Here is a 6,221-nt window from a genome sequence, read left to right as displayed (position 1 = left end):
AATTATGAGTTAGCTTTCAGGTCTAAAATTCAAAACCTTTAATTATAACATAGATTTTTTTTGCAAGAGGTCTAATGTACTCACCTCATACAACGGCAGCTATGACCCATAGCGTTACCCCAAGTCCTGCTGATACTTCAGAGGGTGATGATCTCGATCGCTTAGCTGGGTCGCTCATCACCCAACTGCAAACGATCAGCCAAGCGGTGCAAGCTGCCTCTGGGAATTTTAAACTAAGTGCTGCCGTTTCTGAGTTAAAAACATGGCAGGAGGATTTTAGTAGTGCAGAAAATGAGTTGGATGAACTGTGGGAATCGATTCAGCAAACGGCGAGTGAATTTGAGCAGGAGCTAACTCAGGCGCAATCAGAACTTGATCAAACCTATGATCAGGCAAAAGATAGCTTGGCTGAAATTGCAGAATCGATCACTGCTCTAGAAGAAACGGTTACTCAAACTCGGCAAGAAACCGAAGTTGTTTTAACTGGCTTTACAAACGCGATCGCCCAACTTCAATCTCAGGTCGAATCCTTTCAGTCTGCAATAGAAGCTGACTTTGAAGCATTGAGCGGCGATCTAACAGATGTGCATACGACTGCCGTAGAAGCTGGATTTGGTGACTTAATTGAGCAAGTGAGCCAGACGCAGTTGACTCAACTGAGCGATCAGTTCAGCCATTTTTCTGAGAGCATGACTGCCCTCTACAGCACCTTTAACACTGAGGTTGACGGACTGGGCACTCAGTTGACAGACCGTTGTTCTCAAATGCTGAAAGATCTCAGTCAGCATTGTGGTGAGGCAGCCAAGTCTGAGCTGGAGACAGCATTCCAAGATGTTATTGAAGACGCGATCGCGGCAATGGTTGAGGAAGTGATACAAAGTATTGTCCTAATGACGGTTGGCTCTAGCATCACTGCCTCGATTAGCTACAGTTTGCCTGCTCTAGTAGCCGCTAAGAAAATTGCTGAATTGTCCAATGCTGGTTTAGATGCTTTGGGGTTGTAATCATGGTGGATTCACAAACAGAAATGGAACAGACAGTAACCTCAGTGTCTGAGGAGGTTGAGAACCTGGTAAACCGTTTGGAGACGCGCCAAGAACAGGTCGTTGATACACTGGAGCAAATTGGAACAGTGTTCAATGAATTTCAGACGGGACTTGCAGATAAGCCAGAGCAAATAACCAGCGCGATCGCTGACCTTAACAGTACGGCAGAGGTAATTCAGCAGACGATCTCCCAAGCACAAGCTACGCTGGTTTCTGACCTTCAAGAGTCTCAAGGTAAGGTAGAAGTGTTGAAGGAACAGCTAGAACAGCAGCAGAAGACGATCGCTCAGTTTGGCGAAACCATTCAAACGACCCTAGAGCAAGCGCAGCAGGCTGTTCAAACTGGGCAGGAACAACTTGTTTCAGCCCTAGAGTCTACTCAAGCAGGGGTGGAAACTTTGCAGTTGCAAATCACGGAAGCGAAAGAGATGACTGAAGCGCAAGTTGCCAGTCTGACCGAGGTGATGGAGCAGGCACAGCAAGATGTAGTTTCTAAAGTGCAAGAGGTGATGCAACAAATGACAACCTGCCACGAAGCGTTCAACACTCAGCTAACAGACACTAGCACTAACGTTATTAAGCAGCAAACAGAGCAAATATTTGACCAGGTTCAGGAAAAAGTGGAACGGGAGGTGAAAGAGATTGTTAGTCGAGCCGTTAAACAAATTACAGATGCGGTTGCTGAGATGCGGCAAAAACTAATTGAAGGTAAAGCAGATTCAGCCTCTGTTCGAGCAACTGTTGAGCCATTAATAGACGAAATCAAAGACTTAATGGATTCTCTGCAAAGCCTAATTTAACAAACAACAAAACAATATCTAATTCTGAGGTAGTAATGGAAGAAATAGTTCAGCCAGAAAGTCCATCAGAATCCGTAGAGCAGGTCAAGAGTGGCCTCTTAGAGCAACGCGATCAGCTTGCAGCAGTTGCTGAACAAATCGACTCAGAGTTAGACGAATTGGAAGCGCGTGCTCAGGCATTGTTAGAACGCTTGAATGGAGCAAAGGACAGTTTAACCTCAGAAGCAGATGAAGTGATTGAATCTTTGAAGCAAATGCAAGCTAGCTTAGACGGATTACAGGATGAAATTGAGCAAAAATCATCTGAAACTCAGGAGGTAATCTCGACGTTTGATGAGCAGATAGAATCCATTGGTCAGGAGCTTGAGAGTAATATTCCAGAACTGGAGCAATCAACTATTGCTTTAACTGAACAAGCTGAACAAGTAGAACAAGAACTCCAAGAACTGGTTGCCGAAACTCAAAATTCTCTATCGGATAAATTCAGCAATGAACTGGAAGCCCATCAGGAAGAAATTGCTCAACGCGCTGCCACATTGCAAAACTTCATTGCTGAAGAGTGGATTTCTACTGTGACTACAAAAGCCACTGAGTTTTCCCAGCATCTGGACGAAGTGTTAGAAAAGCTAACCGCTAAACTTCAGGAAGTTGGGCAAACTACAGAGCAATCTGCTCAAGAAACGTTACAGCAGATGAGTGAGGAAATTCAAGGTAAAGTTGTAGACGATTTACTAAGGACAGCGAATGATCTAGAAGAGATGGCAGAACAATTAGGTCGGCTAATCGATACAACTGGTACAACTGTCGTCACTTCTAAAGATGCTTTAGTGACAGGCGTAAATACAACAAGTGTTGGTATTAATGCCGTTATTGGCATCTTTCAAGAAATCAAAGAGCTTTTAGAAAAAGTCAGTTAATTGTCATACCAGTTCTAGGGTCATTTCATTCTAAATGTGAGCAACGAGTTTGGTCGTTTCAGTTAGTAAGAAATAAAGTCCCTGAAGGCTGAAACAGTGTATTTTCGTAGATGCCTAAAAAATCAAGACTTAGAATGAAATAGCCCTGATACCAGTTATCTGTAAAGCCGCGTAAAATAACGCTTTGAGAACACTGTTATATACAAGTGCTAAACTGAGTAATTATTAGTGGTTTTTATGGCAACCAAATTCCCCACTGAATCCAATAACTGACCCTGCGTATAAAGTAATGCCAAACCTCTAAAGGTTTGTCCCACCACTTAGGCTGTGGAGAAGAAAGTGTAGGATTTTTAGTAGGTGCCTCGATTAACTCATATTGATATAAAGCGATACTACAATTTGGTGGTTTACCGTTGAGAAAAACCTCCATGTAATTTGCCTGAAGGAGGTTTGAGTAATTCAGCCAGAGAATGCCACTCGTCCTGAGAATGTACGGCTCTCCTTCAACCGCCACATCAAATTCTACAGAATCACCAATTCGTATACTGCGTCGTCCTCGAAAGATACAAACTACTTTTCCTTTTATACATAGATTTTCACAAGGCATCGTCACATTATTTGGCACATGGTCTACAGACACCTGTAAATGATAACGAGCCTTTTTTCGGGCTTTCTCATATTCTTGAGGGGGTAGCATTATTACCTTCTTGCAAACAGTATTTGGATGAATCATTGAACGCTTTATGTTTTTTCGCACTTAGGGGTGTCACACAAGCTTCAACTTCTCTAACTCTGCCCGTTCTTTTCTCAACTCAGTTTGGCGAACTTTTTGCTCTGCCAAGCGAGTTCTAGCTTGAACCTGCTCTTTATCCAAGTCGGCGGCATGAGTATTTAGTTGCTCGTTCACCAGTTCTGTTGCTTCTCTAAGACGTTGCGCTTCTGAATCTAGTCTAAGGTCAAAGGCTTGCTTGAGGCGATCGACAAATCCCTTAGCCAATTCTTGATAGTTTCCACTTATCTTATCTCGCAACTTCTCTCCTTCATCCCGCAGTTTTAAGTCCTTTTCCTGATGGTAACTGTAGATAAGAAATATCACCACGATTGGAAAAAGAATTCCTAAGAGAAGGGCATAGGGCGCAGCACCTCCTCCTGAATTATTGTTGCTTTGACTAAAGCTGATGCCAAAGATGGTTGCAACCATTGTAACCATTGACATAATGCCAGTAACTTGGCTTCTTGTACTCTTAAACAAATAGCCTGCTAGAGAGACTTGTTGATAAGCAGTTTTATCATCAAACTCAATAACAGACGCATCAAGGTGGCGATCAATCTGCATATCTCGAATGGGTTGAGCTAATACATCATTCAATTTAAGAGACGGCACAATATTCAGTGCGGTGTAAATCCGGCGAAGCATAGCATTATATCCACCTTCGGCGTAGCTCGTACCAATCTTGCGCCACTCTTCATGTCCCCATTGGATCAACTCTGAGCGACAGAGATGGGTCATGGCAGAATTAACTTCTCTTCCCCCCGATGCGCCCGGTGAGACTAATTGCAAGTACGTATGGCTGCCCTGTTTCGTTACAACTGGAGTGAGGGATGCAGCAAATTCTTGAATCTTGTTCAAAATGCTGTTGCGACGATGCTTATCTAAAAGGTCATTTCTAGATTGGTTCAAATCGATTTTGACCTGTCTGAAAAACTTCTCTCGCTCTTCGTTTGCTTTTTTCACAGCTTTACGAATTTGCTCTTTCAATTCACTTTGTCCGCTAGAGGAGAGTTCTTTCTCTGTTGCGACGATCGCCCGTGTCGTAACGGTTTCTTGGACTCCTAGCACTTGCTCAATTCGAGCAATTTGCCGCAGTAGTTGCATTGTCGATCGCCTGATAATTTGTTCTTCTGCTTTGTTGTTTGCCACTAGATAATTCAACGTTTGGCAAAACTGTACTAAGTCGGGTTGAGCACCCGGATCGAGCATCGTTCCAGCCTGCCGATTTGGGTCAAACAAACCCAGAGACAAAGAAACTAATTCAACTGACTGATCTAAACGCTGACCTTTGAGCCAGGAGGCGATCGTTGCCGCATTGCTTAAGTTCTCCGTTTGCCACTCGCTGCCTGTTCTAGGAGTATCCATGACCACGAAGCAACGTGCCAAAGGTGCTTGACTGGCAATTTCGATCAGACGCTGCTCTTCGGGGGAGAACGGTTGTCCTGAACTGACGACAAGACACAGGATGTCAGCAAGCTCTAGCTGCTGCTGAAATTTATCTAATTGCCCGGAGCCAATCCCTTCAAATACTAATTCAGGAGCTTTCTCGCTAGCCGTAGGATACCCCAGAGTTACACGATCGCCCACTTCTAAAGTTTGACAACCCTGCACTTTTTGACCATTAACGAAGGTTCCATTACGGCTATTCAAGTCACAAACTTGCCAGACTGGGGGCGTTGGGTTGAGTTGTGGACGAATTTCTGCATGGTTTCCACTGGTGCGATCATAGTGATCGAGAAGCTGGATGGTGTTACCAGGACGACGACCGATCGTTACGGTTTCACCGACAGATAGGGAGTAGTGGGTAGGCTGGCTTGCCGCGGTCAAAACGAGGCTGGCCGCAGGCTGCGAGTTAAGCAGGGGCAACTGTTTTGGAAAAGGCAAAGTATTCAGTTGAAAAGCCTCAGGACGCGGATCGGCGCAGTTAAAGCTATCCTTTAAAGCTTGTGCCAGGACTGCAGAGCGACTGTAGATATGCAAGTTGAGCTTAGTTGCTTTGAGCGCATCACCGACCTTGAGCAGTTCTTGAGCAATGGCAGGATACGTGGAATCTTGCGTTACTCTAGCAGCGACAAACTTCTGAACATCCTGAAGCCGTTGGGCTAATTTGTCAGTTTTGGGAGACATATTTTGTCTAATTAATTTGAGCGTAATCTTTGAGAAGTTTTTGACTAGCCATGATGGTTCATACCTTCAGCAATTAATGGCCTTGCCGACTGACGTAGTCAATCTCATATTTCAACTTCTCAGCTTTTGTACGTAAAGCTGCCAGCGTTCCCTTAATCTCATCGCAAACACCGTCAGCAGGTGCAGCACCTTCACAGTTAAGCAATTCTCCTTCCTTTTGAGCGATCAAACTCTCCACCTGGCTCAACCAACTTTGCAGTTTCTGAATCTCTGCTTGTTTTGCTGCATCCTCTTGGGACTCAGAAGGAATGTTGTCATAAACACATTGACCGTTTTGCCAAGTTCCTCCACCAACGGCTGCCTCACACTTCTCTTTGGAGGAGAGATCCGGCTCTTTTGTCGGTTGTTCTTGAGCCGGAGGTTGAGGCTGTGAAGTAGAGGGCTGCGATTGAGGGGGATTTGCGGTAGTGCTTGCTGCATCATCTTGGGACTCAGAAGGAATGTTGTCATAAACACATTGACCGTTTTGCCAAGTTCCTCCACCAACGGCTGCCTCACA

Annotated in this window: 6 protein-coding genes; 3 read left to right on the top strand and 3 right to left on the bottom strand. The window is 44.6% G+C overall.

Annotation, left to right across the window (positions count from 1 at the left end):
* Window positions 1-74 precede the first annotated feature (74 nt).
* Genes QUA54_RS33275 through QUA54_RS33265 form a run of 3 tightly spaced genes read left to right on the top strand, consistent with a single transcriptional unit; the run spans window position 75 to window position 2,763 of the window.
* Entirely contained in the window at window positions 75-1,004 is a 930-nt protein-coding gene (locus QUA54_RS33275; protein WP_333419187.1) for a hypothetical protein, read from the top strand.
* Between the two features lie 2 nt (window positions 1,005-1,006).
* On the top strand, window positions 1,007-1,846 hold the full coding sequence (locus tag QUA54_RS33270; RefSeq protein ID WP_333419185.1) for a hypothetical protein: 840 nt from the start codon (window positions 1,007-1,009) through the stop codon (window positions 1,844-1,846).
* 35 nt (window positions 1,847-1,881) lie between these two features.
* Window positions 1,882-2,763, top strand: coding sequence for a hypothetical protein (locus tag QUA54_RS33265; RefSeq protein WP_333419183.1), 882 nt, complete (start codon window positions 1,882-1,884; stop codon window positions 2,761-2,763).
* Between the two features lie 235 nt (window positions 2,764-2,998).
* On the opposite strand, the gene QUA54_RS33260 is transcribed toward QUA54_RS33265, so the two are convergent.
* The 3 genes from QUA54_RS33260 to QUA54_RS33250 form a co-directional block, all read right to left on the bottom strand.
* Window positions 2,999-3,403, bottom strand: coding sequence for a hypothetical protein (locus QUA54_RS33260; RefSeq protein ID WP_333419181.1), 405 nt, complete (start codon window positions 3,401-3,403; stop codon window positions 2,999-3,001).
* A gap of 126 nt (window positions 3,404-3,529) precedes the next feature.
* Window positions 3,530-5,662 (bottom strand): FHA domain-containing protein, encoded by a 2,133-nt coding sequence (locus QUA54_RS33255; RefSeq protein ID WP_333419179.1) that lies wholly within the window; start codon window positions 5,660-5,662, stop codon window positions 3,530-3,532.
* A gap of 73 nt (window positions 5,663-5,735) precedes the next feature.
* A partial coding sequence (locus QUA54_RS33250; protein ID WP_333419178.1) for a hypothetical protein occupies window positions 5,736-6,221 on the bottom strand: 486 nt, incomplete at its 5' end.

The sequence above is a fragment of the Microcoleus sp. MOSTC5 genome (genome assembly GCF_036701825.1).
GTDB classification, from domain to species: Bacteria; Cyanobacteriota; Cyanobacteriia; order Cyanobacteriales; family Microcoleaceae; genus Microcoleus; species Microcoleus asticus.
Note: the sequence above shows the minus strand (reverse complement) of the source record. Positions and strands in the feature narration are given on the sequence as shown.

What these genes read in the sequence shown, in the direction of transcription:
- QUA54_RS33275 (WP_333419187.1), top strand. Translation starts at nt 75, where the DNA reads ATGTACTCACCTCATACAACGGCAGCTATGACCCATAGCGTTACCCCA.
- QUA54_RS33270 (WP_333419185.1), top strand. Translation starts at nt 1,007, where the DNA reads ATGGTGGATTCACAAACAGAAATGGAACAGACAGTAACCTCAGTGTCT.
- QUA54_RS33265 (WP_333419183.1), top strand. Translation starts at nt 1,882, where the DNA reads ATGGAAGAAATAGTTCAGCCAGAAAGTCCATCAGAATCCGTAGAGCAG.
- QUA54_RS33255 (WP_333419179.1), bottom strand. Translation starts at nt 5,662, where the DNA reads ATGTCTCCCAAAACTGACAAATTAGCCCAACGGCTTCAGGATGTTCAG.